This is a genomic window from bacterium endosymbiont of Bathymodiolus sp. 5 South, from assembly GCF_900128535.1.
Taxonomy (GTDB): Bacteria; Pseudomonadota; Gammaproteobacteria; order PS1; family Pseudothioglobaceae; genus Thiodubiliella.
In genome coordinates this window covers 1-1,604 of record NZ_FQTR01000278.1, presented here as the reverse complement: position 1 = coordinate 1,604, position 1,604 = coordinate 1, and the positions used below count along the sequence as shown (strand labels likewise).

Below are 1,604 nucleotides of genomic sequence, written 5' to 3'. Positions count from 1 at the left end.
GATTTTGAAAAAGTGGAAGCCAGTGCAAAATCAAACTCAAAAGAGGACTTACATAACCTATTCAATGAGCAGGAAATTGCAACTATTGAACAGGGCGAGCAAGTCACTTTAGATCCAACTAGTAATAGAGGTGTTTTTCGACAACAGAAAAATTATCTTAAATCAAATGATTGGAAATTTAATATGCAAGAACAAGCGTGGTATTTGCCATAATTGTGATTTTTTTATAGGAGAGTTATTTACCATACAGACAATTCAATTGTTGTCTTGGAATAGTAAAAAACAAACATCCTCTCTTGGGGGTGTTTCAAAACACATTCACTTGAGTGTGTTTTGAAACACTAATTTAAAAAAATTAAGACCGCAGCACTAACGCTGCACCTTAACCACTTGTACAAGCCTTGTAATTATGCAAGAAAGTGGTAGCGATGAGCTGAGTTTGTTTTAACCCAAAGGGGATATATCCTTTCCCTTTGGGGATTGATGTATTTTTTTTGCAAAGGAGAAATTATGAATATTGAAAAAGAAACAAGCGAATACCAAAGGATTGTTGCCACAGTGGTTGGAGATTTATCAAAGGCAGAGCTTAAATTTTATTTATGTGTTGCTGAAGGAGGTAAGGGCTGCAATATAGGAGAACCAAATGATGATTTATTTTCTGAAAATGATAGTGAATTTGTCCATATACAAAAGAACTATGGACATCCTTGGCACAGTGATATTAAACAGTTTGATTTAATGTATATTGATGCAAGAAATAAAGAGCATAAAGAGTGCCTAATGAAAAAATATGAAAAGCAATATTGGCATTGTTGGATTAACGCAAAAGGCACGATAGATAAAGACGGTAACCGTATACCATGCGATACACACGCAACAATGTATAAGCCTTCTGGCGACATTAAGGGTGAGTGGGATGATACAAAAGAGTGGGGTATTCACCACATATTGGACTCAGTTCATGAACGAGATAAAAAAACAATATCTTTTGAAGAAGTTTGGAGCTTAATTAAGGTTTAAATAGTTACACCTTACACCCTCAAGCGAGGGTGTTTCTAAGCGCATTTACAAAGTGCGCTTAGAAACACTAATTTAAAAAAATTAAGACCACAGCGCTTACGCTGTAACCTTAACCACTTGTACAAGCCTTGTAATTATGCAAGAAAGTGGCAGCGATGAGCTGAGTTTGTTTTAACCCAAAGGGGATATATCCTTCCCTTTGGGGATTGATGTATCTTCTTTGATAATTAAAGGAGATAACCATGAATAAAAAAATGATCTGTATTAACCAGCAAACTGGCGTGTTTTGTGACAGTTTTGTTGGTAATGATACTGGCATATTGTTTGCTAGTTTTTGGGGTAGAAACACCTCGCTACAGCAATTTTTAGCAAGAATGGAATTACCACCCCATGAAGGTGGCATTAATGAATTAACTTTTGAAGTATCAGAAGGGAATTTACAAACATTTTTTCTGCAAGATACTAAAAATATGCAAAAACTTTCAGGTCGTGTTCCTGGCACAATTTACGGCAAAGATTTGTCACATATTTTTATCTATGATAAATCAACTGTAAAGATTGATTATAGCAACTATAAAGCAACT

Annotated in this window: 1 protein-coding gene and 2 pseudogenes; all 3 read left to right on the top strand. The window is 35.0% G+C overall.

Translation table 11 applies throughout. From position 1 onward, the window contains the following. Positions 1–213: pseudogene (locus tag BBROOKSOX_RS10805) on the top strand (DUF3275 family protein); the annotation flags it as partial. Positions 214–510: 297 nt separating this feature from the next. Next, positions 511–1,020 (top strand): hypothetical protein, encoded by a 510-nt coding sequence (locus BBROOKSOX_RS10800; protein WP_139661789.1) that lies wholly within the window; start codon positions 511–513, stop codon positions 1,018–1,020. A 242-nt stretch (positions 1,021–1,262) separates the two neighbouring features. Beyond that, a pseudogene (locus BBROOKSOX_RS10795) lies at positions 1,263–1,604 on the top strand (hypothetical protein); the annotation flags it as partial.